We start from the raw sequence: 25,083 nt of genomic DNA, 5'->3' as shown, positions 1-25,083 counted from the left end.
GAAAGGGAGAGAATCATTATGAAAACTGCATTAGTATTAGGCGCTGCCGGCGGAATGGGCTATTCCCTCACGGAAGCGCTGCTTAATAAGGGCTTTCATGTCATTGCTGCTTCAAGATCGCTCGAAAATCTGGAAAAACTGCGCAGAATTCCGGGGATACCGCCTGATATCATCGCATGCGATGCCATGGACAGGGCTCAGGTAAAGAAGGCCGTTTCCCAGGCAGACCTTATTTTTCACAGCATCAATATCCCTTATCAGGAATGGGGCAGCCTATCTACCATCATGACCAACATCCTCGAAGAATGCCGCATCCAGAACAAGCCTTTCATCTACACAGATAATATCTATGCTTACGGCAGGCAAGCATCCCCTGTCAATGAAAGTGCGGTTAAGAACCCGCATACGAAAAAAGGCAGAATCCGCCTGGAGCTGCTTGAACAGATCCGGAAGTCAGGCACCCGCTACATCATCGCCCATTTCCCTGATTTCTATGGACCTGACACAAGTAACACCCTGCTTGACTATACGTTTAGGCAGGCCATGGCCAAGAACAAGGCAGGCTTTCTCGGCAAAACTGATCTGGAACGGGAATTCATTTTTATTAAAGATGCCGCCGAAGCACTGGCAGAGCTTGCGCTGCATGAGGAGGCATACGGTGAGGACTGGAATATTCCCGGATCCGGCACCATCACCGGCAAGGAGATTGAAGCAGTCCTGGCCGGGTACTTCGGAAGGCCAATCAAGCTGTGGCCCATCTCACGCTGGATGATCCAGTCCATTGGCCTCTTTGATCCCTTCATGAGGGAATACGCCGAAATGATGTATCTGAACGAAACGCCCGTTATTCTGGATGGCTCCAAATATGAACGCCTGATTGCTCCTATTCCAAGGACTCCTTATAGCGAGGGGATAACCGCGGCACTGCGGCAGCTCGAGTCCCAGCCCGCTGCACGATAATAATGAGATGGCTGCTCTTGGCTGGCAGGTTTTTGGTTTTGCAGGGTGAACTGAGAACTTCTCATGATAGATCATGAGATTTAGAGGGTTCAGGTGTGGATTTGAAGCTCTCTACTTTAGAAAATGTGGCTTCAGAGGGTTCTAGTCCAGCGAACTGAGACCCCCTATTCTCGAAAATGTGATTCAGAAGGTTCTAGTCGAGCGAACTAAGACCCCCTATCCTCGAAAATGTGATTCAGGGGGTTCTAGTCGAGCGGACTAAGACCCTCTATTCTCCAAAATGTGATTCAGAGGGTTCTAGTCAACCGAACTAAGACCCTCTATCCTCCAAAATGTGATTCAGAAGGTTCTAGTCGAGCGGACTAAGACCCTCTATTCTCCAAAATGTGGCTTCAGAGGGTTCTAGTCCAGCGAACTAAGACCCTCTATCCTCCAAAATGTGATTCAGGGGGTTCTAGTCGACCGGACTAACACCCTCTATTCTTAAAAAAGAGATTCAGAGGGTTCTAGTCCAGCGAACTAAGACCCTCTATCCTCCAAAATGTGATTCAGAGGGTTCTAGGCGAGCCAACTATGACCGTCTATCCTCAAAAAAGAGATTCAGAGGGTTTTAGTCGGGCCAACTAAAGACCCCCTATCCTCCAAAAAGACATTCAGAGCCCCCAACGACTTCATCAAAGACCCTCTATTTCCCAAAAGAAATCACGTCCATAAAAAAAATCCCTCCAGGCAGACATTTTCCTACTGTCTGCCTGAAAGGGATCACACCAAAGGCGCATCTTATTTAAAAAACGAATTCTTTTTCCTGCCTTTAAGAATATCGCCCATCCAGCCTTTGCTGCGCAGAATCATATAGATGCCGATGGTGGAGACAATCATGAGGACGATGGCGAATAGATAACCCCATTTCCACTCCAGCTCCGGCATAAGCTTAAAGTTCATTCCCCAGATTGCCCCGAGAGCGGTTATTGGTGTAAAGAGGGTTGTAAGCACGGTGAGTGTCTTCATGATTTCATTTCCCCTGTGGGCAGAAACAACTTCTTCGATACTGACTAGTGTCGCGATTTCCTGCTGGTATTCCCTGATCAGCATCAGGGCCCGGTCCGTCCTCTTGGCGGTCCGCTGATATTGCCTTCCTTCTGCTGCAAAATCGCCAAATGCCTCTTCTGCCGCAATTTTCAGTTCCTGGAAAGGCACCGTCAGGTTTTTCCAGACAAGAAGCTCATGGCGGGATTCATAGATTTCCTCAAAGGTGCTGAGGCTGTTTCTTTGCTTGACCTTCCAGAGAAGATCGTTCAGTTTTTTCTCATAACCATCTATCTTCGTTAAATTGGAGTCCAGTATCTGCCCCAAAAAGACAAAAAAACCTTCAATAGCGTTATCCGCATCGTCCATCTGCTTCAGGAGCAAATCCTCACGGACAGATTCAATCGCATCAAATTTAAAATTAACGGTAATTAAGAAATCACGAGTTAGAAAGAAATGAAAAAAATTGTAATCCTTCTGGTCCTCCAGCGTCTGCTGGTAGATCAGGGAGCCGCGGATATGCTCCCTGCCAGGGATCAGTGTATCCATTTGGAGGCAGTTCGTATCATTATCGCTCGACGAGTCCCTCCACTCCTTGATCGATTTTTCAAAATGTACCTCATTCAAACTCAGTGATTCATCTATTGTATGAAAATTATGCCAAGCCCATTTATTATCATTCAATTTATACTTCATATTATCCCCCGCCTTTCTTTTCCTGTTTCCCTGCTCAAAGGCTTCCTTAAACCAATTTAGCAAGGAAGCAGATAAAGGTTTTACCAGTTTCTCCAAATACTGATGCTGCGGGCCGGGTTTGAGCAGGGTTCAAAAGGGTACATATAAAGCAAGTCAAATTTAAATCATTTTTTAAGGAGGAGCTTTTAACCATGAATACTCGTCCATTGAATTCGTATATCCTTGCCGGAGTCGGCATCAGCAGTATCCTCTTGCTGGCTTTGAAGAGCAGAAAGAGAATCCAGACATTTACAGTGAATGTTACAAACAAAGTACTACCTTCGAAAGCGAAGAACCACCGGGTGGTACCTGTTGAAAAAGGCGGGCATCCAGATCCATATGATGTCCAGGATAATAAAATGGTGGATGAAGGATCCATGTACGCTGTAAATTACTACAACGAGAAAGAGCAGGCCTGAAGCGATTTTTATCCTTCAGGCTTATTTTTGTCCAGAGGAAATTAGGGGGATATTATGGCCTATCTGTTTATTTTTATTTATATTTTAATCATTCTGGCGGTCATTGAGATCAGTGCCCTGCTCTTTATTTATACAGGGCTTGATAAGCAGATCGCCCGCTTTCAGGTTATATCCATGATGACCGGGACCGGGTTCACGACCGGGGAATCTGAGCTGATCCTCGAGCACCCATTGAGGAGGAAGATCTGCGCCTTCCTGATATTATTCGGTGCGTTCTCCCTTGCCGTCATCATTTCTTCCATCAGCAGCATTCTGTCAGAGGAGTTCCTCACAAAGGAGGTTGGCTATATTGCAGCCGGTCTTATCTTGATTATCCTTATATTAAAAATGCCGTCAGTCAAAAACAAATTCATTGACTGGCTGAAACACGATGTGGAAGAGCATTACGACTTTACTGATCTGCCCATTAAAGATGTCCTTTTGACAAATGAAGACGATTATATTTTAAAATATCCGGTACTGGAGGATTCTCCGTTCGCCGGCAAAAAACTGAGTGAGATCATAGATCCCGAGAAGGATGATGTGGTTGTCCTGTATGTCAGCAGAGGCGAAATTACGATCCGGAAGGAATGCCTGTCCACTGAAATACAGGAGGGTGATGATATAGTCGTTTACGGGGATGAAAAAACCATCAAAAAAACCTTCGGGGACGATTCAGAAGGAAAAGAGGTCAAAAAAGAGGGCTGACATCTACTCGCTGCCCAGCCTGGCTTTAAGCCTTTCTTTCCCTCTTTTCATTCTTGTTTTGACAGTGGACATCGGCGCATCCACTTCAGCGCTGATTTCCATCAATGTCCGGTTATGATAGTAGAATAGCAGAAGCGGATCCCGGTACATATCCGGCAGTGAGCTTATCGTTTCCACCATTTCCTCACGTTCGGATTTATGGAGGAATTCCTCCTCGGGCTCCGGGCTTTTTTCTGCTTCCATGGGATATTTATAAGCTTCTTCTTCCCAGAATCTCTTTTCCTTTTTCTCTTTTCTCCAGAAGTCTCTGCACTTATTGATGGCAATCCTGTACAGCCAGCTCCTGAATTTAGCTTCTTCCTTGAAGGCCGGAAAAGCGAGGAAGGCAGATATCAGAACCTCCTGATAAAGGTCTTCTGCCTGCTCTTTATGGCGAATCAGCGAATAAATATATTTATAGATAAATAGTCCGTTTTCCTTGATCAGCTGGTCAAAACGGCTGTGGCCGTTTGTGTTTTCATGATATTGGGGCAGCATGCTTTCTTCTCCTTTCCCCATTTGCGTTTTCATTTAATAAACGCATAAAAGGAATGCCTCCCCTACAGTTTTCAAAAAAAAATTATGTCATTGACTCATGCCTGTACTTTTCCCTCAAGCGGGAGATTCCCTCCTTGCATACTCCATAGGGAAGCCATGAGCAGCCTTCACATAAATAATCCAGGTCATCCGGATGGACCTTGGCAGCTGTCAGGCTGAGCAGCAGATGCTTATCATATTCCCTGTTTTCCTCTATACCAAGATGCCCGATCACCTTTGCATCCATGGACAGCACATGGGTGTTAGACCCTTCGCTTGCCTCGCAAATCACCTTTCCCTTATGCGGGCATGCCTGGCAGGCGTGGTCGAAATCAGCCACTGCCTTTATCCGGAATTGCTTGCGGTCATTGCGGATATCCTCCACAATTTCTGCCATATTTTCAACGAATCCCTGACTGTAGCCCATCCCGCGAAAACCGTGGACACATAATAAATGGTGGCCTCTGAGCGTTCGATCCATAAGCTTCTCTCCCTTCCACCTATCAATTCTCCATTGTGCTGGAAAATCCTTTTAGAGAATCCCCGGCCTGTCAGCCTTAAGAGTCCAGAAGGTGATGCCGATTCTTTTGCATATGGTCAGGTAATGCATGAATGTCAGCAGCATAATCCCTGTATTCATGCCGATGATAATGCCGTCCATCCCAAGCCTCCCGCCGAGGAAATACATGATCGAAAACGAAACGAGCGTGGACCAGACAGTATGGATAAAAGCATCCTTCATCAGACCGAGTCCGATCAGATAAGCCTGCATGGGAATGACAAAATAATGGAGCAGGAAATAAGGGCACAGCAGCATCAGATATACAGCGGCATCCGAGGAATGGAAAAATGTTTCTGTCAGCGGCTCCGCAAAGAAATAGATGGCAGCAGCTGCAGGAATGCCATAGATGGCCGTAATCAGCATCACCTGCTTCAGCAGCCCGATGAGCACACCCGTTTCGCTGCGTGCCTGGGCCTTGGACACTGCCGGAATCAGCATGATCAAAAAGGAATGGGCAATAAAAGCAGGAAAAAAGCCGATGGCCATGGCGATTCCCGTCAGCATCCCAAATTGCCCGAGTGCCATCTCCTGGCTGAGGCCGGCCTGCACAAGTGCAGCTTTTATCAAAAATGGCTGTATGGCATGTGTAATAGAATGGAATACACGCAAAGCAGTCGTCGGGATGGACACAGCCATCAGATTCTTCCTCACCGCCGCCCCCTTCAGGCTTTCCGAAGGACGTCCCTTCAGCTGATGATACTGAATAAAAAACACATGCAGCAGATACAGGAAAATGACGATTTCACTGCCGATGAACGTACAGATGGCGACCAGCATCGCTGTTTCTGTATTAAAGTCAAAGAGCTGATACAGAAAAACAAGCAGCAGCAGCTGGACCAGCTTCCGCAGCAGGCTGGTGTAGGCAATTTTCCCCATCTCGTTCTTCCCCATAAAAAATCCGCGGGCAATCGATGAAAAAGAAATGATCGGAATCAGGAGGATGACCAGCCATCTGAGCAGCGGAGAGAAGTGCTGGAAAACCGGGACAAAAGGCAGAATGGCGATCGCGGCAAGAAATAGCACCGAGGAAAAAACGATGGTCAGCCCGATGGCATGCCCCAGCATGCTCCGATGATATTTTTCTTCTTTTTCCGCGACGAATTTAGAAACGGAAATAGGCAGCTCAAAACTGGCAAGCAGCATTACAAGGAATATCGTTGGAAGAATCGACATATACATCCCAAGCCCCTGTTCGCCCAATTCCCGTGCCAGCACCATATTGACCAGAAATTCTATGCACTCCCCCAAAAAAGAGGCAATTACCAACACGAGTGTTCCCTTTAAAAACGAATTCATTGTTCAGATTCTCCTTGTCTCTCGATCTTTGGCCGGCAGCCATACTTTTAAAAGATATGAGACAAGTCTATGAATTATTATCCTCATGCAGGATTACGCTGGTGATTCCGCTTTTTAACAGGAAGGAGCCTGCCTTCCCGTTCGCATCAGTTATATCCTCCCATTTTCCGCATAAGATGAAATGACGAGTTTTATCCTGAAGGAGGTTAAAGGCTTGAACTATCAGAATGAAGTGCATTTTACCCCCATGAAAGCCTATAGTCCCTACCACAGCCCTTATGATCCCTGCCCGCCTTTGAAAATCAAATACTACAGTACACCGCCTCAATTATATATGCATTTTCAGCCGCCGAATCTTGAGCAATTCCCGCCCCACGAAGCCCTGATGAGGGGAACGCTCTGGAAGCCTCTCTATGATTATTATGATAATCCTTATAAGAAAGGAATCCATGGCCATGGCTAAACAGATGGGCAGTGACTATTACCAGCTGATGCATGAGATTCAGGCTGCCGATTTCGTGCTTGTGGAGCTGACATTATACCTCGATACTCATCCCGGCGACAGGCAGGCTCTGCAGCAGTTCCAGCAGTTCTCCGACTATTCACGAAAACTGAAGAAGCGATACGAAAAAGAATTCGGGCCGCTCCTGCAATTCGGGGTCAGCAACAACCCCGGCGACACCTGGAAATGGAGCCAGGGACCCTGGCCCTGGCAAGTATAAGGAGGATCCTTCATGTGGGTTTATGAGAAAAAACTGCAATATCCAGTGAAAGTAAGCACATGCAATCCGACATTGGCGAAGTACTTAATCGAGCAGTACGGCGGAGCAGACGGCGAGCTGGCGGCTGCCCTCCGCTACTTGAATCAGCGCTATACCATCCCGGAAAAAGTGATCGGACTCCTCACAGACATCGGAACAGAGGAATTCGCCCATCTTGAGATGATCGCTACTATGATTTACAAGCTGACCAAGGACGCCACCCCTGAACAGCTGAAGGAAGCGGGTCTTGGCGAGCATTATGTTAATCACGACAGTGCACTGTTTTATCATAATGCCGCCGGTGTCCCATGGACCGCCTCCTACATACAGGCGAAAGGGGACCCGATTGCCGACCTGTACGAGGATATCGCGGCAGAGGAAAAAGCGCGGGCAACCTATCAATGGCTGATCGACATTTCTGACGACCCTGATCTGAATGACAGCCTCCGCTTCCTGAGGGAAAGGGAAATCGTCCACAGCATGCGCTTCCGTGAAGCGGTGGAGATCCTGAAGGATGAGCGTGATAAAAAGAAGATATTCTAATAGATCCAAAATGAAGAAGCCGGATCCTCATCCGGCTTCTGTCTGTTATGAAAGGCATTCTTCCAGCTTCCTATACAATTCTTCTCTTCTTTGTTCCAGCTCTTCTTTCTCCCTGAACATATTTTGCAGGGCAGACAAATCCTTTTCAGCCTCCAGTCTGCCGTCCAGTGCAGAGATTTCCGCTTCTATCAGCATAATGTCTTTTTCGGTCTGCTCAGGATTCTCACTGCTCACCTTTTGGACTGCACGATGCACTGCCGGCTTCTTTTTCGCAAGCTTTTCTTTTGTAAAGGACGCCTGCTTTTTTTCTGCCTTCTTCCCCTTAGCCCAATCATAGCTGCCAGCAAAGGTAAGCAGCTGCCGGTTTTCAATCCAGCTGATCCTGGTGAACAGCTTATTCAGGAAATAGCGGTCATGCGAGACTGCGAGAATGGTCCCTTTATAGTCCTGCAGCGCCTCCTCCAGCACCTCCCGGGATTCAATGTCGAGATGGTTTGTCGGCTCATCCAGAATCAGAAAGTTGATATCCTGGTACATCAGCTGGGCGAGCCGCAGGCGCATTTTTTCACCGCCGCTCAATTTGGACACCCTGCGGAAGACCGCATGGCCGTAGAACAGGAAGCCTGCCAGGATATTACGCGCCTCCCCTTCTGCCACAGAAACCTCATTCCGGAATGCTTCAAGGACGGTTTCATCTTCCGAGCCAGGCTGGATATGCTGCGAAAGATAGCCTATTTTCACATTGCTCCCAATCCGCACCTCGCCTGCATCTGCCGGCACCTCGCCGAGGATCATTTTCAAGAGTGTCGACTTGCCGCTGCCGTTGCTGCCGACAATCGCTGTCCTTTCCTGAAACTGGATATGGAGATAGGCATCTTCAAAAAGCGTCTGACTGCCAAAATGCTTGGAAGCCCCTTTCACCACCACTACATCCTTGCCGCTCCGCTGGGCAGAATCAAGTTCCATATTCATTTTCTTCCGGTTCAAGATGGGACGGTCGAGCTTTTCCATCCGTTCAAGCGCTCTTTCCATGCTTCTCGCCCTTTTGTGCAGCCCCTCATTCGGCGGGTTGGCCTGATTGGCCCATTCACGCAGGCGTTTGATGGCTTCCTTCATTTTCTTGATTTTCTTCTGCTGCTCTTCGTACTGCTGGAATTCCCTCAAAAGCCTTTCTTCTTTTTCTTTTACAAATCCGCTGTAGCCGGTCTGATAAGAAGTGAGCTCCCCATCTTCAAGGTCAAAAATCCTATTGGCGATTTCATCCAGGAAATAGCGGTCGTGGGATACAACAATCACCGTTCCATCGTATTCTTTTAAAAATACCCCCAGCCACTCTACCGCATCGATATCCAGATGATTAGTCGGCTCATCGAGCAGGAGGAAATCAGGATTTTGGAGAAGGGTGAAGCCGAGGGATACTTTTGTTTTTTCCCCGCCGCTCAAGGACGAAAAGCTTTTGCTCAGCAAATCTTCAATCTTCAGGCCAGATGCCACCCTGGCCAGACTTGCCTCCATTTCATAGCCGCCGCCGTGGGCAAATTGCTCCTGAAGCACGCCATACTCTGCGATATACCGCTCCAGCCTGCTAGCATCTTTTTCCTCGGCCATTGCCTGCTCGCACTCTTTCATCTTCCTCTCAACCACTGTCAGTTCCTTGAATGCCTGAAGGAGTACATCCCTGCCTGAAAAATGCTCAGGATATTCAGGGATCTGCGAGAGATAGCCAATCCTCGTGCCTTTTTTCCAATGGACCTGGCCTTTATCAGGTGTTTCGATGCCGGCCAGCAGCTTGAATAAAGTTGTCTTGCCGCTGCCATTCCTACCTACAAGGCCGACGCGGTCCCCTTCATGAATCTCAAAAGCCACTTCCTCAAAGATTGTTGTGCCTGCGTACATTTTTGCTATATCATTTCCGCTGCATGCGATCATTTTTCATTTCCTCCAAATTTCAGTTATTTTTTTGCATAATAAAAAGCCATGGGAAAAATTCACCCATGGCCCTGCTTTTATGACAGACCCGTCCTGATAGCAGGACAAAGCCAAAAAAAGGGGAGCATCCATAAGAAGCTCCCCTTTTGCCCGTTCATAAATAAGCGGATCAGAGATGTTTCTCACCGTTTTGTTTTCCATATGAAGCTGCTGAAAATGGACAGACTTGTCCCGTTAACAGCAGCTTCATGAAAAATTGCACGGCAGATCGACAGGTATGACATCCAGTCTCCGCGCAGCAAAACAGCGTTATTCATCTCTTCTCCACCTCCCTTTGATATAGTTAGCTATATTTTACCGTTGTCAGAATCATTTTGCAAGCCTGATTATTAGGGGTATACATTCCCTTGTGCAGCAGTAGCTGACCGGCCACACCCGGCTGGAGCATGATATTGAGGGCTTTTTCATTCTTTTGCATAGATCAGCGCTCTCCCCAGTGGTTATCTTCTCCCTCTGTGAGGAATAAGGTAAATAGGCAGCTGGTGCCTGCCACCATGCTCAATTTATAGAGAGAGGAGAAATATTGATGCTTCGTGCCATCCTGCATGTTATTTTCTTTTTACTTGTTGTGGGCGTTAATATACTGGCAAATGCGCTTCCTTTGAATGGGCAGACCACCGGGGAAATCTCGGATCGGCTCGATGTGCTGTTCACCCCTGCCGGCTATGTATTTTCAATATGGGGACTTATTTATATACTGCTGGGGATCTGGGTACTGAGGGAATTTCCAAAGGACCGGCGGAACCTTCCGCTTTATGAGAATACCAGCTTGTTCTTTATCCTCAGCTGCCTGCTGAACAGCGCGTGGATTTTTGCCTGGCATTATGAATTCTTCCTTGTATCAGTCCTGCTGCTGATCGGACTTCTGCTAACTTTGATCTTTCTTTATGTCCGTCTGCAGGCTGCCAGCCCATCCTTCTTCGACAGGCTGCCCTTCTCCGTTTATCTCGGCTGGGTCAGCGTCGCAGTCATTGCAAATATCAGCTATTATCTCGAGTATATCGGCTGGGACGGTTTCGGCCTGCCGGATGCCGCCTGGACAATCATCATGCTCTGCGTCGCTTCAGCCCTAGCCATCATATTCCGGATCAAAAACAGCGACCCCGTATACCCGCTCGTCTTTGTCTGGGCCTTCATCGGCATCGCCGTCAGGAACTGGGATGAACATGCTGCAGTATCTTACACAGCGCTGGGATTGGCAGCGGTTATATTGGTTTTTGCAGTCATTCCTTTTAAGAGGGATTGATGAAAACTCCTGCCCGGTGGTGGGCAGGAGTTTTTCGGCTATAGGGAGACTAGTGTACAAGGGAGTTAAGAATTCCCATAAAATTATAGAGCCCTGTTGATTGCAGTGGAAGGCACGAAGACTCCTGCGGGAAGTAGCGGCAGGGCTGAGACCCCGCAGCGCGCAAGCGTGAGGAGGCTCAGCGTCGCCCCGCGGAAAGCGAAGTGCCTGCAGCGGAAATCAACAGCCCCATTTAGGAGACATCTCATTCATATGGATTGAAGGATTGTTACAAAATTTCGAAGACCTGTTGATTGCAGTGGAAGGCACGAAGACTCCTCATAAAATGCATGCGCATTTTTCTCGTGCGGTGCAATTGCGAAGAAGAGGATTCAACGTCCTGCGGGAAGTAGCGGCAGGGCTGAGACCCCGCAGCGCGCAAGCGTGAGGAGGCTCAGCGCCGCCCCGCGGAAAGCGAAGTGCCTGGAACGGAAATCAACAGCCCCATTTATAAGCAAAAGAAGACTGTAAATAAACTCGATGATTTGTTCAAGTTTATCTACAGTCTTCAGCTTTTTAAAAAACAGAATCCCCGGTTAGTTCGCCAGCGAATGCTTAAACGCATAAATCACAGCCTGTGTCCGGTCCTGGACCTGAAGCTTGCTGAGGATATTGCTGACATGCGTCTTCACTGTCTTTAAGGCAATAAAAAGCTCATCCGCAATTTCCTGGTTCGTCTTCCCTTCTGTCATCAGCAGCAGGATTTCCATTTCCCTGCTCGTGAGCTCTTCATGGGGAAGCACAGTCTGCTTCTGCCGCATCTTCACCATCATTTTTCCTGTGACCTCAGGCTCAAGCACCGATTGGCCATGGAAGGTCGCACGGACTGCATCGGCAATCTCGCTTGCCTTGGACGTTTTCAGCATATAGCTGGAAGCACCTGCTTCAAGTGCAGGATAGACCTTTTCATCATCCAGGAAGCTTGTGACGATAATCACCTTCGCTTCCGGCCACGCTTCAATGATTCCACGTGTTGCCTCGATTCCGTCCATTTCCTTCATAACCAGGTCCATCAGGATAATATCCGGCCGGAGCTCAAGGGCCAGATCAATCGCTGTCCGGCCGTTGTCAGCTTCCCCGATCACCTCGATATCCGGCTGGGCGGAAAGATAGGAAGATACACCGATCCTAACCATTTCATGGTCATCAACAAATAATACTTTAATCATTCTCTTCACCCTCACTCTTCATCATAGGCACCTTCACTTCGAGGCGCGTTCCTTTATTTTTGAGGCTGATGATTTTCAGGGAGCCGCCGATCTCCACAGCCCGTTCATACATATTCTGCATCCCATAAGAGCCTGCCTTCGTTTCCTCGACGTCAAATCCGATCCCATCATCGGCAATCCGCATGATGATCAGCCCGTCCCTCTGGATCAGCAGCACTTCAAGCTGGGTCGACTTGGCATGGCGCAGCGTATTGGAGACAGATTCCTGGAGGATCCGGAACAGATGGTCCTCGACTCCTTTATCCATCAAAAACTCTTCAACCTTCCACTGGATTTTCATGGTGACTTTCTGGGAGAGCTCAAGCAGCAGCTCTTCTATGCCCTCCTGCAGTGTTTTTCCCTTCAGGGCGGCCGGACGCAAGTGGAGGAGCAGGGCGCGCATCTCAAGCTGTGATTGATGGATCATCGCTTCGACCATTTTCAGCTGCTTGGTTTCCCTGTCTTCCTGGCTCCGTGTTTCATTGATGGCAGACATCAGCATGGAGGCCGCGAACAGCTGCTGGCTCACAGAGTCATGAAGCTCGCGCGCCAGCCGGTTGCGCTCCTGGGAAATGATTTCCTGGATCCGGCTTTCCAGATCCTCTGCCTTTTCTGTTGCAAGCTTCTGCGAAATCTTTGCTTGCTCCGAAATCTGCCGCTGGATTTTGCCTACCCTCATCCATAGGGGCTGGAGCTCTGAAGGGGTGTTATCATCATGAAGGCTGATGGCCCTGCCTTCCTCCAGCTGGTAAAGCCAGTCGTCAACCGTCTGGAGCTGTTTTTTCCTGTAGATGCCGGATACAAGCCCAGAGAGAATGCCGATTGCCGCACAGATGCTTGCTGCAAACAGGAGAAAGGGAATATCCATGATCTCCCGTTCCCAAAGCCCGCTCCAATCGGCCAGCGGAAAGACGGTAAAATAGGAAACGCCAAGAAAGATGGACACAAGGAGAGCAACCGACAGTCCTAACGCAATCTGCCGCTGGATTGTCTTCATACACGCTTCACCTCGATATCCCCAACAAGGAGCGAAGTAAAGATCTTAATCTTCTGCTCTGCTTCTTCATAGCCTGGTGTTTTGAACTGCAGTGTCTGATTGAACATCTGCGGCTCTCGTTTATCAAAAATACCGGCAGATCCGGCAATCACAGAATGATACACATTCACTTCGAGATCATACGGAACAAGGATCTGTATATTACCGATAAAATTGCGGATGAATATGACCGTCTCCCCTTTTGGGAGCACCGTATAGCTCAAATCGATGATCGTATCGCCGATGCCGGCCTGGATATTGATGTCGCTCCATTCATATACATGCTCAGGCGTTTTCTGCCGCCCGAATAGAATGTTTTCAAAAAGCGGGCGCCCTTTGATGATCTCTTCACTCGGCTTTGAATCAAAAGGATCTGCTTCCTTGATGACCGGCCTGATGCGGTCGGCGTCCCGCTTGGACTGCGCATATTGGATGACAAAATGGATCAGGATGGCCAGCAGGAAAAATTTGAAGGTCATCATATTGAAGACACTGATGACAAAGAAGGCAAGTCCTGCCCAGAAGAGGATTTTTCCGGAGCTGTGGGGAAGGCGTTTCCTTCCGAAATACACCATTCCAATCGAAACCAGAAGGGAGAAAATCAGCCCGTGATTAAAAAAAGATACCTCCAGAAAAAGGACAAGGGCACCAAGCAATAGAATCCAGCTGATATATTCGCTTTTGATTTTTTTAAGCATTGATCATTTCCTCCCTTCATGATGACTGGCGCATGATGTACGCGGTTCTCTATTGTAAGCTGTTTCAGCATAATGGCGAAAAAAGGCGCAGGAACTCTACGCCTCTTTAGAATACCAGTTTGTTTTATGAAATAGAATGAGTTTCTTTCTTTTTCATATCTTTTTCAAGCTGGGCGATTTTTGAATCGATTGTGCTCTGATAGTAGGCATCGTTCACCTTCTGCTCAAGCCGGTCAAGATATGACTCGATATTTTCAAACCTGGATTCAGCTTTGCCTGATTGGGAGCTGCTGTCAATCACCTGGTCCATCTTGCGGTTGGCCCTGGTCACATTTTCCCTTCCCATGAGCTCAAGGCGGCGGATATGCATATCCTTCAGCTTATGCTTCATCTCTTCATATTTTCTTTCCAGCTCAACCAGCTGCTGGGAAGCCTGCTCGAGAGCCTGCTTCAGCCTTACAGCCCGCTCTTCATATTGAAGCTGTTCCTGGACTGCAAATTGGGATAATTCTGTCTCCCCTGCCTCTGAAGCAACTTCTGCCTGGCGCTTGCGCTTTTCAGCCAATTCAGCCGCTCCCTTATATTCTTTTGCAAATTCCTCTTTCAGAGAATACTGGCGCTCAAGGAGCTTGCGGACTTTCTCTGTTTCCTGCTCGCATTGGCGCAGGTACTGGTTAAGAAGTGATACCGGATTCTTCTGCTCTTTCTGGTCCATTGCCTCGTGCAGATCTGCCATGATGGTATTTTTCAGTCTGGTAAATAAGTTTGCCATAATAATCTCCCTTTCGTTTTCAGATTAATATTGATTGATTTTTGACCATTCTTTTTCAAAGTTAGTGAATGGGTCCTGGTCTTCTTTGACAAATGTTTTCTTGTCATTCCACTTTTTATAGATCACATAAAGGATGTAAGCAGCGGCAATTCCGAGGATGGCCGGAATATTGGAGGCAGCTGCCGTGAGGGCGAACACCCCGACAATGCCCCAGCCGATTTTTGCCCCTGTTGAATCAGCCTTCAGGAACTGCTTGAATACGAAGTATAGAATCAGCAATGAGATGGCCAGGCCGATCATCGGCCCCAAATTGGATAGAAGCACCAGCCCTGCGATTCCCCCTGCTAAAAGTAAGCCAAATTTTTTCATGTACGTTTCCTCCTTTCATGTTTCCATCTTACCTTTCCAGCCAAAATCCTATAACGAGCCTGAGCTTTATTTTCATATAGGACCTGGGGCTTAGGAGCTGGTCAGACTTTGCGGAAGGCGTAAATATTGGAAGGGGAAAACCTGTTATTGTGCTGGCAGGAAGGGTAGATAAAGGAGGAATTACAATTGAGACAATCAGGAGGACACCAATGTGTTTGGCTTCGATGATTTTGTAAAGTTTATGCAGGCATTTTTTATTGTTCTTCCTATCGTGACACTCATCCATGTGGCCGGACATGTTTTTTTCGCCGGAATCTTTGGAGGGAAGGGCCTTAAAGTCATTATCGGCTGCGGTAAAAGTTTATTTTCTTTTAAATACTTTGAGATAAAGCGGTTCTACTTCTGGTATAGCGGCTGTGAGTTCCAAAGCCTGAAGTACGAAAATAAAATCAGCCTCTCTTTTATATATCTTGGCGGCACACTCTTCAACATGATCAGTATCTTTCTTATCAACTACCTGATCGGCTCAGGCGTACTTGAAGCATCTTTGCTTTGGTACCAATTTATCTATTTCTCTTTTTATTTTGTGTTCTTCGCTCTATTCCCGATGGATTTCCCTGACGGCAATCCAAGTGACGGCAAAGCCTTTTACCGGATTATCAGAGACAAGAAGGTTGATTCTACTGATGATTGCCAATGGAAGGTTGAATAGATAAAGCCCCGGATTTCAGTCCGGGGCTTCACTTTTTTCTATATAATGGCTCAAGGCCAGGAGCGGCCATATACAGCGGTAGCTGTGGTAATGAATATAAAAGAAATTGGCCATCCCCTGACCCATTGGATAATCGGCAGTCCAATCCTTGCGCTTGCCTTCCCTCACCAGGAAGGCAGCCCCTTTCCTTGATGGCGTGCTATCCGCCATTCCGGCAGCAGCAAGGGCATCAACGGCCCATGCGGTCTGGGTGAGGGTGCTTTCCTTCAGCGGGATATACTTTTTCTCCATATCGCTCCGGCAGGATTCTCCCCAGCCGCCATCTTCATTCTGGATGGACAAAAGCCAGTCGATCCCTTTTTTCATGCTTTTATCCTCTAATGTGACACCAACAGCCGCCATTCCGGTTACTGCCGCCCAGGTTCCGTATATATAGCAGATTCCCCAGCGGCCATACCAGGATCCATTCGGTTCCTGATGCTTTTTGAGCCACTTGACCGCTTTTTTGATAGGCGGAAGAGAAGCATCCGCATAGCCGGCCTTGCCAAGGAATTCAAGAGTCCTCCCCGTCAGGTCGGCAGTTGAGGGATCGGTCAGGATAAACTCTGCTCCCTGGATGGGAAGGAGATGCAGCAGCTTCTTATCGACATTCCTTTCAAACGCAGGCCAGCCCCCGTCCCTGTTCTGCATAGACAGTGTCCAAAGAAGACCCTTTTTCCATATATCATCATAATGCGGCTTTTCCCGGGCAGGCTGGTAAAGGCTTCTCAGGGCGGCGGTTGTGTCATCCACATCAGGATTGATTGTATTGAAACGCGAAAATCCCCAGCCGCCCGGCTCTGCCTTTGTATTATGGACAATCCAGTCCCCAAACCGGCGATGCTGCTGGCCCGCCAGATACTGGTTGGCTTTTTGGATGGCATTCTCTTTCGGAGGGACGCCTGCTTCCTGAAGGGCATGGCTGATCAGTGCTGTATTCCAGACAGCAGCTGTTGTATATTGAATATGCGTACGGCCGTCGGCTTTTACAGTCATCCGCTTCAAGCCGGCAACAGCATTTCTGATCGCGGGTTCCTCCGGGCCGCCTCCCAATGCCAGCAGAGCAAAAATCATATAAAATGTGCTGCTGAAATAATTATAAAGCGTCCCGTCCGGCTCTGTATGCGACTGCATATATTCCCTCGCTTTTTCTATCGACCATGCCCGGATCTGACGCGGAATGCCCACAAGCGCCTTAACCCCGGCGGCAAGAAAAGAAGTTAAGCTCCTCCATTCTGCACTCCTCAGCTCCGGCCATGGATCATCATCATCCCTGACGGATAAATCGCCAAGATCCGGGCTCAAGGCCGTCTTTCTGCTGAATTTTTTATTGCCCAGAAGAATGACCGGAATCAGATTGGAGCGGCCAAAGACCGAAATATCATACATATTGAGCGGAAAGCTTCTCGGCAGGAGGATCACTTCCATCGGGACCGGAAAAAGAAGGGGCCATGGATACTGCCCTGTCAAGGCAAGCATGATTTTCGTATACATTCCTGCCTTCTTCAGGCCCCCTCCTTTTGTAATCACCCTTCTTGCCTTCACCAGAGCAGGATGATTTTTCTCATAATACCCTGAGTAGAGGAGCGCGTAATAGGCCTCAATCGTTAGTGAAAGGCTCCCTTCATGATGGTCATGGAAAAGCCGCCATGCCCCGTCCTTTCCCTGCCGGCTCAGGATTCCCTTTGCCAGCTCTTTGATCAGCTCTTCCTCATCCTCTTCCTCAAGCGTCCGCAAAAGGACAATCATATAAATATCGGTCATGCACCCTGTATCAAAAGGATGATTCCAGGAACCGTCCGGTGTCTGCTCACTTAAAAGCTGCTGCTTTAAACGTTCAATTTCGCTTTTCACCAGCTGCATGCAGCCCGCCCCCTTATTTCTATTCTTCATAAATATGTATTCAGGAGAAGCCTGTCAGATTCTGAAGCAGCTTCTGGCCGATAGGCAATATCTTTCATGCCCCTGCATATAGTTCAGTGAGGACAACTATAAGAAAGGGGGAGGACATATGCTTCTTTCATGGATCATTACTGCCGGCTTTATCCTTTGCCTGGGGCTAGTTGGCGGCATGTTCATCCATTATCTGCGTGCCGCCATGCACACCCATGATTCTGTTACGGTCGACCCGGCGCCGGAGGAAACTAGTGAGGAAATCAAATAAAGGGGCAGCTCGACATATGGTCCAGCGCCGAGCTGGATGATGCAGGTCTTCAGGGCGGCGAAATAGGCTGTAAGCTGGACTTGGTAGATTATCTTTTCATTTGATTAAAAAAGAAGGAAATTCGGTAGATTATTCCGCGAATTGATCGAAAAAATCTTTAAGCTGGTAAATTAACCGGCTCATCAATTAGAAAACGCCAGCCTGCCTTAAAAATCGGGCCGCCAATTCATGTAAAAACATAAAAAGCCCAAGGACCTCCTCCCTGGGCTATTTTTACGCATATAAAAAAGAATTCACGACTGGCAGCCTGGACAATAAAAGGTTTTCCGTGATGAAATCTCTTCCTTTACGATCTGTGAGCCGCAGCGGAGGCAGCTTTCCCCTTTTCTGTCATATACCATGCAGCGTTCATTATAACCGCCGGTTATCAGATCGCCTTTAAAAAGCGGCTCATCCATATAGCCTCCGCTCTGGATTGCGTTTGCAAACACTGTTTTCATTGCCGGATACAGTCTGCTCTTCTCCATTTCGCTGAGCTCCTCGATTTTCCTCATCGGCAAAAGTCCGGCCTGGTGGCAGATTTCATCTGAATAGCAGTTTCCGATTCCTGCAATGAAATGCTGGTTCACAAGCGATGTCTTGAGCATTCCACGTTTTTTCTCCAATAACTGGGCAAATGAGGCTGCCGTAAATCCAGGATCCAAAGGTTCCGGTCCCAGCTCTTCGAATTCTTTCTCCAGCTCCTGTGCAGTCAGCAGATGCAGGTAGCCGAGCCGCAGGCCGATGAAGTACAGCTTCCTGCTGCCAAATGACAGGATCACCTGCTTTGTCCTGTCAGGATTATCTTCGTCATTGCCAAGATACATCCATCCTCCAAGCATCAGATGGAGGAGAAGATTTTTTCCGGAGCTGAGCCGGAAGATCAGATGCTTGGCGCGCCTATCGATGCTTGTGATTGTGCTGTTCTGCACCTGCCTGATAAATTCTGCCGGCGGAACATTGATAGATTTTTCTCTGTTGATTTCGGCCTCTGTGATCATAAGCCCCGTCAGCTGACGGCCCAGCAGCTGGCGGCAGGTTTCCATTTCAGGAAGCTCGGGCATAAGATGGCCCCCTTTCATATAACTAGTATGAAATGAAAAGGGGATCTTCATGTACCCGTTCAGTCAGCCAGCGCCAGAACCAGGCTGTCACTTGCAGCGCCAACTAGAACTGCATCCCCGCGGTCATGGGCATATACCGCAAGCAGCAAGGCTGTATAGATGCCTTTGAATCTTGCGAGATCCCTTGCTTCGGGCCCAGGTTCTCCATATGCCCCAAAAAACTCTTCCCTGGCATCCGGCCGGAGATAGCTGTACGCAATGGAAAGGTCAATGCTCGGATTGCCGAGATGAACATCGCCCCAGTCAATGATTCCGCTGATTTCCCCTTCAGGATCGGCCAGGATATTTCTTATATGCAGATCGCCGTGCACAAGAACTGGATCACATTCCACTTTTATGGGTATGGCTTTTTTGATATAAGAAAAAAGGCTTTCTTCCTCCTTAAGGATTCCAGCGGCTTTCCCTTTTTCGGCGTACTCTTCCATTTTCACAAGCCTTGTTTCCATATCAAGCCTGTTGTATGTATCAAACGGGACGCCAAGTTCCTTAGCTTTTTTAATAGGAAAGGAGTGGTGCTGCTTCAGGAATTCAGCCAGCCTGCTGGCAGACTCTTTCCCCCCGGGCCTGCTGGAGCTGATCCGCTGATCTTTCTGTAGCCGGAAAAAAAACACGGATAGCCTTTATCAGGTTTTCCGCTATATACTGGCACAGGAAAATCGACTCCGGCAGCAATGCGGAGCTCAGGCAGTATCCGGCTTTCTGTCTTCAGCAGCTCTTCTGCTGCCGCTTTCCGCGGAAAGCGGAATACATATTCATCATTGACTAAAAACACTCTGTTATCAAAGCCTTCTCCAAAGTGCTCCACCTCAGCAGGCGCCAGTTCAGGAAACTGGCTTAACAGAAGTTCCCTTGCCTCAAGGGAAGCAATGGATATTTCTCCACTCCACGGCTGATTCATATACATCCCCTTCCTTTTTCCTTAGTTATACTATTGGCCCCTTCGTTTTTCAACGTCAGAAAAAAGGCACCCTTTGCAGCGGGTGCCCTTTCTTTAATACATTTTATTGTTGTCGACCTTCATTCTGTCTTTTACAATTTCCGGGTCATCTGAGACAGGCGACCTTGTCCCTTGAGGGGGAACATAGACGTTGTCGACCGGCATAACTGGTTCATTGTCCGGCATGCCAGCTTCACCAGGATTCATTTTCTGCTCACGCAGCTTGTCCGATCTGCCGTCAACAAACACCAGTATTTTGCCTTCCTTGATTTGGCCGCTGTAATGCTCGGCATCATCTTCCGGAATCCCCATACCGACGAGGGCTCCTGTAAGCCCTCCAAGTCCGGCTCCGGCAGCTGCCCCTGTGAGTGCTCCTGCAAGGGGTCCTGCGGCGAGCACCGGACCGATGCCCGGGATGGCAAGGGCTCCGGCTCCTGCCAGCAGTCCTGCAAGTCCGCCGAGCGTACCTCCGGCAGCAGCTCCGGCAGCAAGGCCTTCTTCCGCCTTCGTCCCTGTCTGCTCTGTTACTGCTTCCACGTCATCATCATTTTTCCCTACCACTGAAATATCCTTTGTGTCATAGCCTTGGGCCCTTAATTCCTCTACAGCTTCAATGGCTTCACTTTGTGTATCATAAACGCCTACTATATGCTTCTGTTCTTCTGCCATTATCTTTTGCCTCCTTAATAAGCTAAGATAAATAGACAAGCTTTTCAGGCGAGCCTATAGAGTGATTTTACCCGCAGGCGCATCCTGTAAACATTAGCTAGTTGGTCTCTGATAAGAATGATTTGGTTCTGATCCCCGTCCTTCTCATTTTAATGAGAGCGGTCACCTCGACATCCGCCTCAGAAAAGTATTGGTCCCAATCGGCTTCTATCTCGTGGAAGTGTTTATAATCTTTTCTTCTGACCACATCACCGAATCCGAAGATATCTGCTTTGTCTTCTTTTTGCACTCTTCTGATAGTATCTGCAACGATTTTTTCAATGTGGTTCTCTGTCTTCTCCTCATAATCTTCATAAGTTGATACAGAGTCGACTGAATCAGCGCATTGGGTGCCCTCCAAATAACTCTCCCCTCTTATGTCGATCTTAACTTTCGCCTTGCCGTCCTCAATCCTTGCTTTTGTCTTTGTTGTTGTATTATAGATTCTGATGTCGATGTAGCGGTTTTCCCCGCAGCTTATTGTTAGGCTTGTACTCTTAATCTTGTCCTGTGTCCAGAGGTAATTCCGAGCATCCTCAAGACTTAGAAAACCATCCAGCCTGCCGCCTTCAAAAATTGCAAGCGAATCCAGCACAACCAGCGCATCCGGTGTTACTTTCTTCATATTCTCTACACTCGATCCCTTTTCCGGATCCCCCTTAATGGCAACAGCAGCCATGACCGGCTGCCGGCCAGGGGACGTCCAGGCGCTGATCACATCATTCAGCCTCACGCCGGGGTCGCCTCCCCAGGTTTCTTCCATCGTGTCCAGCTGTGTATGGAGCTTAAGGGAAGTGGACTTTTGGAACTGGTACGTCACCTTCAGCACTTCTTCGGCCCTTACTCCCCTTGAAATAACGATATTAAAATCATCCCGCATCTCCCTATTGCGCTCCAGGTAATCCAGAAACTCCAGCATCCCGTCCTCCGCCACTTCTTCACTGATGATCAAAGTCCTCATATGCGAATAGACCAGGTTTCGCGAAATGCCCTCACTCATTTGGTTCGTCAATTCGGACAGGGAATTCCCTTCCTTCCCATACACAATCGAAGGTGCATTACCGCCGGCAGTCCGGTTATTCAGCTCCGCAGCATTAATGCCTTCTACAGACAGGTAGTATTTTTCATCTTTCCCCTTGTCCACAGCCATACCGGTAATTACGGTAACCTCTGCCAGCTCCTTTTGGTCCCAGCATCCAGTCAGCAGGCAGCACAAAGCCATAACAGCTATGATTTTTTTCATTTCCCATGACCCCCATTCATCGGAGGCGGAGAAGGGGAGCCGGTCTTAGGCTGCTTCTCTTCTTTTTGCGGCTTCAAATAGCTTGGCCTTTTATTCATGCTCCAGAAAGGAAAGCGGAAGAACACATCCTTCTGGCTTTCAATGATAAACGGGGCTACTGGGGCCAGATAAGGAACTCCAAAGGAACGGAGAGCGCTTAAGTGAGCCACCATCAGAACAAGCACAATCAGGACTCCATACAGGCCAAGGAAAGCAGCTGTGATGATCAGCAGGAATCTCAGCAGCCTCGAGGCATTGGCGAAGCTGTATGTGGGTGAAACAAAATTGGCAATGGCTGTGATGGCAACGATAATGACCATAATATTGGATATGATCCCCGCCTCGGCTGCAGCCTGCCCGATGACGAGCGCTCCGACGATCGATACCGTCTGCCCGACAGCGCGCGGCATTCTGACGCCTGCCTCACGCAGGATTTCAAAGGTGATTTCCATCAGCAGAACTTCAATCACAGCCGGGAACGGCACCCCTTCCCGCTGCGCGATTACACTCAAAAGCAGCGTGGTCGGAAGCAGTTCATGGTGAAAGGTAAGAATGCCGACATACAGGGAAGGCGTGATAAGTGCAATCATAAACGAAATATAGCGGATAAAACGGATGAATGTTCCCATCAGGAAGTTTTGGTAATAGTCTTCTGAGACGGAAAAAAAGTCGACCAGCACCGCAGGCACGAGCAGCACAAATGGCGTTCCGTCACAAAGGATGGCCACTTTTCCCTCCAGCAGATTGGCCGCTACTGCATCAGGCCTCTCGGTGTTGAGGGCCAACGGAAATAGAGTGGCCGTTTTATCTGCAATCAGTTCTTCAATATTCCCTGTTTCAAAAATCGCGCCCGTATCAATCTTTTTCAGCCGTTTGCGGACCTCCTCGACAATCCCGCTGTCGGCAATATCCTTCATATAACTGATAAAGACCGTTGTGCGCGTGTCATTTCCGATAGTAAATTCCTCAAATTGAAGCCTGGGATTCTTGATCCTCCTGCGGATCAGACTGACGTTTACCGATAAAGTTTCTACAAATCCATCCTTAGGCCCCCTGACGACTGTCTGAGTGCTTGGTTCAGCTATCGACCGGCTTTCCGTGGTGGGAACAGGAATGGAAATGGCCCGGGGTACACCTTTAAAAGCAAGGATAATGCTTCCCGAAAGCATAAAGTCAGTCATTTGCGAGACTGTCTCTGCAAGCTTATAGCCTGATCCTCCGAAATGCTCTTTGCCGTAGCCCTTGACATCATCAATGGTTTTTACCTTTGTATCAGTTCCTGGCTCTTTGGCAATTGAATGAATGATTTCCTTAAGCACATTGCTGTCGATCATGGTTTCCAAATAAAAAAGAAGGGCATCAGCCGCTCCGGCCTTGAGTTCTTCAATTTTCAGATCGGCTGAAGCCCCGAAACGGCAGGATAATTCCTCTTTAAGTTCTTCTAGCTCATAGCTGTCAAGGCTCTTATCGCCAGTTTCCTTTTCAGTCTTTTCCTCCCTCTCTATTTCGACTCTTTTTATGCGGCTGAGTGTTTTAATGCGTTTCAACATTTCACCCCATTTTTCCCGGAACGCTTCCGGCTTCGGTTTTTCCATAGCAAGACAGCCAGGAGGACAGATGGAATGCCGAATTGCATCGGCAAATGAACAAAATAAGGGACTACAACAAGCCCTTCCTCCAGATGGTCGGCAAAATTGACTGAAATCAGTACAGAAAACAGGGACACGACCGCTGACATAGGAAGGGCAAAGTATCGATAGGGCAGCCGGAAAACGTATTCCAGCCCTTTCAGCGCGCCAAAAAGAAAGACCGAGCCTTTTATCAGGATGCCAAGCATCATAATGAAAACGACGAGGGCATCGATCCGCTCAATGAAATTGCCGATGGAAACCTGCCTTGCCGCACTGAGCATCGGAAAATTGGATCGTACCATCGCATCAGATCCAAGAGTCATGACCATAAGGATGGTCGCATGGGTCAGCAACAGCCCGGCAATCGCTGTTCCCATTAATGAGACTCTTTTGACATATTTGAAGCTGGTGACTTTTCCGAGGATGACCGTAAAGGCGATAAGCTCGCCGAATGGAAATACAAACAGCGAAGGAAAAACAGCTTTGGCCACAGGCATGATGCCCTCGCCAAGGACCGGCTCGATCCGGCTGAATTCCAGGTTTCCGCTTGCCAGCAGGAAAATCGTCAGCAATAGCACAAACAGCACCACATATGGAGAGAAAATTTCAGATGTCCGCCCAAGCACTTCAATGCCAAGGTAAAGGATATAGCCCATCGTCAAAGCGATGGTAAGGGATATCATTTCAATTGGCGTATTGGGAAGAATGGCAGACGCGATCAGCTCGCCAAAATCCCTCACCACCCTGCTGGATATGTAGAGAAAATAAATGACATATAGTAATGCCATTGGAATGACAAGATAGCGCTTAAAGCAGTGCTCCATAATTTCATAAAGGTTTTTTCCGGGAAGTCGGCTGATCAGGAACCAGTAAAAGTAGACAATTCCCATTCCAAATCCTGTAGAAATGACCATGGCTATCCAGGCATCCTGCTCTGCGCCTTTGCCGACACCAATGATAATCGCACTGCCGAGCAGGAAATTGATGACCAGCGTCATCAGCTGGCTGAGCGATATACTTTCTTTTAACATCAGCTCCCACTTCCCTTCGACTGTGCTTTTTCAGCTTTTTTATTTTTATAAAGCCTTATGTCGATAAACAGGCTGGAACCCATGCCGAGGAAAAAAACAAACAATGCAATGACCCTTCCTGCAGCTATTTCGGCATAAAAAATATTCAGAATTGCTTCAGTGACTGTACTTTTAAAAACAAATAAATCAAAGAGAAGAGTCAGCACAAACAAGCCTGTGGAAACCAATATAAACGAAAGAGTGACCATCATATCTTCCCATCCATTTTAAAGTTGCATTTCTAGTATTTAAGTTTGCTGCTTATTTTATCCAATAATTCCGTCCCTGCCGCAACTCTTTTTCCTGCGATTATCTTCCGGCCCAAAAGGGTATGAAATTTACAGCAGCTATGCAGAAGAACGAATATGCCCCCCTTGGAAAGGAAAGATTATCTA

General features: G+C 48.1%; 30 protein-coding genes. 9 read left to right on the top strand and 21 right to left on the bottom strand.

Features of this window, described 5'->3' with window-relative positions; all coding sequences use genetic code 11:
• Positions 1-18 precede the first annotated feature (18 nt).
• A complete protein-coding gene (locus tag N288_RS03215; RefSeq protein WP_009792210.1) occupies positions 19-960 on the top strand; it encodes an SDR family NAD(P)-dependent oxidoreductase in 942 nt (313 codons plus the stop codon).
• 780 nt (positions 961-1,740) lie between these two features.
• Here N288_RS03215 and N288_RS03210 read toward each other — a convergent pair.
• Positions 1,741-2,682 carry a magnesium transporter CorA family protein gene (locus N288_RS03210; RefSeq protein WP_035401826.1) on the bottom strand — a complete coding sequence of 314 codons (942 nt, stop codon included), beginning with the start codon at positions 2,680-2,682 and terminating at the stop codon, positions 1,741-1,743.
• A gap of 191 nt (positions 2,683-2,873) precedes the next feature.
• On the opposite strand from N288_RS03210, the gene N288_RS03205 reads away from it, so the two are divergent.
• Positions 2,874-3,140 carry a hypothetical protein gene (locus tag N288_RS03205; protein ID WP_022543355.1) on the top strand — a complete coding sequence of 89 codons (267 nt, stop codon included), beginning with the start codon at positions 2,874-2,876 and terminating at the stop codon, positions 3,138-3,140.
• A 54-nt stretch (positions 3,141-3,194) separates the two neighbouring features.
• A complete protein-coding gene (locus N288_RS03200; RefSeq protein ID WP_009792213.1) occupies positions 3,195-3,887 on the top strand; it encodes a TrkA C-terminal domain-containing protein in 693 nt (230 codons plus the stop codon).
• A gap of 3 nt (positions 3,888-3,890) precedes the next feature.
• Here N288_RS03200 and N288_RS03195 read toward each other — a convergent pair whose 3' ends face one another.
• The 3 genes from N288_RS03195 to N288_RS03185 all read right to left on the bottom strand — a co-directional run bounded on the left by N288_RS03195 (position 3,891) and on the right by N288_RS03185 (position 6,321).
• On the bottom strand, positions 3,891-4,424 hold the full coding sequence (locus tag N288_RS03195; protein WP_232217708.1) for an RNA polymerase sigma factor: 534 nt from the start codon (positions 4,422-4,424) through the stop codon (positions 3,891-3,893).
• Positions 4,425-4,506: 82 nt separating this feature from the next.
• Entirely contained in the window at positions 4,507-4,944 is a 438-nt protein-coding gene (locus N288_RS03190) for a DUF1284 domain-containing protein (RefSeq protein ID WP_022543354.1), read from the bottom strand.
• Between the two features lie 51 nt (positions 4,945-4,995).
• Complete coding sequence (locus N288_RS03185; protein WP_009792216.1) at positions 4,996-6,321, bottom strand: polysaccharide biosynthesis protein; 1,326 nt, start codon at positions 6,319-6,321, stop codon at positions 4,996-4,998.
• Positions 6,322-6,568: 247 nt separating this feature from the next.
• Between N288_RS03185 and N288_RS03180 the strand changes: the two genes are divergently transcribed.
• From N288_RS03180 to cotJC, 3 genes are read left to right on the top strand one after another with little or no spacing between them, the layout of a single operon-like run.
• A complete protein-coding gene (locus N288_RS03180) occupies positions 6,569-6,784 on the top strand; it encodes a spore coat associated protein CotJA (RefSeq protein WP_035401830.1) in 216 nt (71 codons plus the stop codon).
• Positions 6,777-7,043, top strand: coding sequence for a spore coat protein CotJB (locus N288_RS03175; protein ID WP_022543351.1), 267 nt, complete (start codon positions 6,777-6,779; stop codon positions 7,041-7,043). The genes N288_RS03180 and N288_RS03175 overlap by 8 nt, the downstream gene beginning before the upstream one ends.
• A gap of 12 nt (positions 7,044-7,055) precedes the next feature.
• A complete protein-coding gene (gene cotJC / locus N288_RS03170) occupies positions 7,056-7,625 on the top strand; it encodes a spore coat protein CotJC (protein ID WP_009792220.1) in 570 nt (189 codons plus the stop codon).
• A 45-nt stretch (positions 7,626-7,670) separates the two neighbouring features.
• On the opposite strand, the gene abc-f is transcribed toward cotJC, so the two are convergent.
• The 3 genes from abc-f to N288_RS25620 all read right to left on the bottom strand — a co-directional run bounded on the left by abc-f (position 7,671) and on the right by N288_RS25620 (position 10,032).
• Positions 7,671-9,554, bottom strand: coding sequence for a ribosomal protection-like ABC-F family protein (abc-f, locus tag N288_RS03165; protein ID WP_009792221.1), 1,884 nt, complete (start codon positions 9,552-9,554; stop codon positions 7,671-7,673).
• A 182-nt stretch (positions 9,555-9,736) separates the two neighbouring features.
• Entirely contained in the window at positions 9,737-9,871 is a 135-nt protein-coding gene (locus tag N288_RS25625; RefSeq protein WP_009792223.1) for an RAxF-45 family protein, read from the bottom strand.
• A 26-nt stretch (positions 9,872-9,897) separates the two neighbouring features.
• Complete coding sequence (locus N288_RS25620) at positions 9,898-10,032, bottom strand: hypothetical protein (RefSeq protein WP_009792224.1); 135 nt, start codon at positions 10,030-10,032, stop codon at positions 9,898-9,900.
• 108 nt (positions 10,033-10,140) lie between these two features.
• Between N288_RS25620 and N288_RS03155 the strand changes: the two genes are divergently transcribed.
• On the top strand, positions 10,141-10,860 hold the full coding sequence (locus N288_RS03155; RefSeq protein ID WP_009792225.1) for a tryptophan-rich sensory protein: 720 nt from the start codon (positions 10,141-10,143) through the stop codon (positions 10,858-10,860).
• Positions 10,861-11,435: 575 nt separating this feature from the next.
• Here N288_RS03155 and N288_RS03150 read toward each other — a convergent pair.
• The 5 genes from N288_RS03150 to N288_RS03130 all read right to left on the bottom strand — a co-directional run bounded on the left by N288_RS03150 (position 11,436) and on the right by N288_RS03130 (position 14,982).
• Positions 11,436-12,068: a response regulator transcription factor gene (locus N288_RS03150; protein ID WP_009792227.1), complete on the bottom strand. Its 633-nt coding sequence runs from the start codon at positions 12,066-12,068 to the stop codon at positions 11,436-11,438.
• Positions 12,061-13,104 carry a sensor histidine kinase gene (locus N288_RS03145; RefSeq protein WP_009792228.1) on the bottom strand — a complete coding sequence of 348 codons (1,044 nt, stop codon included), beginning with the start codon at positions 13,102-13,104 and terminating at the stop codon, positions 12,061-12,063. The genes N288_RS03150 and N288_RS03145 overlap by 8 nt, the downstream gene beginning before the upstream one ends.
• A complete protein-coding gene (gene liaF / locus N288_RS03140) occupies positions 13,101-13,841 on the bottom strand; it encodes a cell wall-active antibiotics response protein LiaF (protein ID WP_009792229.1) in 741 nt (246 codons plus the stop codon). Before liaF ends, N288_RS03145 begins: the two co-directional genes overlap by 4 nt.
• Before the next feature lie 124 nt (positions 13,842-13,965).
• On the bottom strand, positions 13,966-14,613 hold the full coding sequence (locus N288_RS03135; RefSeq protein WP_009792230.1) for a PspA/IM30 family protein: 648 nt from the start codon (positions 14,611-14,613) through the stop codon (positions 13,966-13,968).
• Between the two features lie 24 nt (positions 14,614-14,637).
• Positions 14,638-14,982 (bottom strand): lmo0954 family membrane protein, encoded by a 345-nt coding sequence (locus N288_RS03130; RefSeq protein WP_009792231.1) that lies wholly within the window; start codon positions 14,980-14,982, stop codon positions 14,638-14,640.
• A 211-nt stretch (positions 14,983-15,193) separates the two neighbouring features.
• Here N288_RS03130 and N288_RS03125 point away from each other — a divergent pair, with 211 nt between their 5' ends.
• Complete coding sequence (locus N288_RS03125; protein WP_009792232.1) at positions 15,194-15,694, top strand: hypothetical protein; 501 nt, start codon at positions 15,194-15,196, stop codon at positions 15,692-15,694.
• Positions 15,695-15,709: 15 nt separating this feature from the next.
• Here the strand turns inward: N288_RS03125 and shc are convergent, their stop codons facing one another.
• Positions 15,710-17,596 carry a squalene--hopene cyclase gene (gene shc / locus N288_RS03120; protein WP_022543350.1) on the bottom strand — a complete coding sequence of 629 codons (1,887 nt, stop codon included), beginning with the start codon at positions 17,594-17,596 and terminating at the stop codon, positions 15,710-15,712.
• Between the two features lie 148 nt (positions 17,597-17,744).
• Here shc and N288_RS25330 point away from each other — a divergent pair, with 148 nt between their 5' ends.
• Positions 17,745-17,897, top strand: coding sequence for a hypothetical protein (locus N288_RS25330; protein WP_009792235.1), 153 nt, complete (start codon positions 17,745-17,747; stop codon positions 17,895-17,897).
• Between the two features lie 293 nt (positions 17,898-18,190).
• Here N288_RS25330 and N288_RS03115 read toward each other — a convergent pair whose 3' ends face one another.
• The 8 genes from N288_RS03115 to N288_RS03085 form a co-directional block, all read right to left on the bottom strand.
• Complete coding sequence (locus tag N288_RS03115; RefSeq protein WP_022543349.1) at positions 18,191-19,000, bottom strand: Fpg/Nei family DNA glycosylase; 810 nt, start codon at positions 18,998-19,000, stop codon at positions 18,191-18,193.
• 59 nt (positions 19,001-19,059) lie between these two features.
• The gene (locus N288_RS24205) at positions 19,060-19,671 is read right to left on the bottom strand and encodes an aminoglycoside phosphotransferase family protein (RefSeq protein WP_083783077.1); all 612 of its coding nucleotides are present in this window, start codon (positions 19,669-19,671) and stop codon (positions 19,060-19,062) included.
• The gene (locus N288_RS25615) at positions 19,581-19,958 is read right to left on the bottom strand and encodes a phosphotransferase (protein ID WP_022543348.1); all 378 of its coding nucleotides are present in this window, start codon (positions 19,956-19,958) and stop codon (positions 19,581-19,583) included. The genes N288_RS24205 and N288_RS25615 overlap by 91 nt, the downstream gene beginning before the upstream one ends.
• A gap of 93 nt (positions 19,959-20,051) precedes the next feature.
• Complete coding sequence (locus tag N288_RS03105; protein ID WP_009792239.1) at positions 20,052-20,666, bottom strand: general stress protein; 615 nt, start codon at positions 20,664-20,666, stop codon at positions 20,052-20,054.
• 97 nt (positions 20,667-20,763) lie between these two features.
• Complete coding sequence (locus N288_RS03100) at positions 20,764-21,948, bottom strand: Ger(x)C family spore germination protein (RefSeq protein WP_009792240.1); 1,185 nt, start codon at positions 21,946-21,948, stop codon at positions 20,764-20,766.
• The gene (locus N288_RS03095; RefSeq protein WP_035401833.1) at positions 21,945-23,537 is read right to left on the bottom strand and encodes a spore germination protein; all 1,593 of its coding nucleotides are present in this window, start codon (positions 23,535-23,537) and stop codon (positions 21,945-21,947) included. Before N288_RS03095 ends, N288_RS03100 begins: the two co-directional genes overlap by 4 nt.
• Complete coding sequence (locus tag N288_RS03090) at positions 23,531-24,649, bottom strand: GerAB/ArcD/ProY family transporter (protein ID WP_009792242.1); 1,119 nt, start codon at positions 24,647-24,649, stop codon at positions 23,531-23,533. Before N288_RS03090 ends, N288_RS03095 begins: the two co-directional genes overlap by 7 nt.
• Positions 24,649-24,900 (bottom strand): hypothetical protein, encoded by a 252-nt coding sequence (locus N288_RS03085; protein WP_009792243.1) that lies wholly within the window; start codon positions 24,898-24,900, stop codon positions 24,649-24,651. The genes N288_RS03090 and N288_RS03085 overlap by 1 nt, the downstream gene beginning before the upstream one ends.
• Between the last annotated feature and the right edge of the window lie 183 nt (positions 24,901-25,083).

Origin of the sequence: Bacillus infantis NRRL B-14911, assembly GCF_000473245.1 — a bacterium.
In the GTDB taxonomy this organism is placed as follows: domain Bacteria; phylum Bacillota; class Bacilli; order Bacillales; family Cytobacillaceae; genus Bacillus_AB; species Bacillus_AB infantis.
This window is presented reverse-complemented; position numbering and strand designations above follow the sequence as displayed.